The following is a 368-nucleotide window of genomic DNA, read 5'->3' on the forward strand; positions in this document are numbered from 1 at the left end:
CTTACCCGCATCGGCCGAAAAAGTGCTGCCGTCACAGAAATAATTTTCCATTTTGATGTAATCATGCTCCATTAAAAACACCAGCATCGAGCTGAACAAGACCTGGATGGATTCTTTGGCTTTGCCGCTGCGGAATCGGTTGATCGTCCGGAAGTCGGGACGGGACATGCCACTCAACCAGAAAAAATGGATATCCTGCGCCAAGGCACGGGCTATTTTCCGACCGGTGTAAATCTTCATGCAATACGCATATAGCAACACTTTCAAAAGCATCCGCGGATGATAGGCGCTGGTGCCGCCCCCTTCGTAAAGGTTGACCAGACTGCTGACGTCCATCCGCTCGACAACCTCGTTGACAACCCGCACCA

Annotated in this window: 1 protein-coding gene; it reads right to left on the minus strand. The window is 51.1% G+C overall.

Features of this window, described 5'->3' with window-relative positions:
• The coding region (locus AAHB90_RS32600; protein WP_342089508.1) for a transposase at nt 1–368 on the minus strand (368 nt) is incomplete at both ends.

It is taken from the genome of Dyadobacter sp. OTU695, from assembly GCF_038440355.1.
In the GTDB taxonomy this organism is placed as follows: Bacteria; Bacteroidota; Bacteroidia; order Cytophagales; family Spirosomataceae; genus Dyadobacter.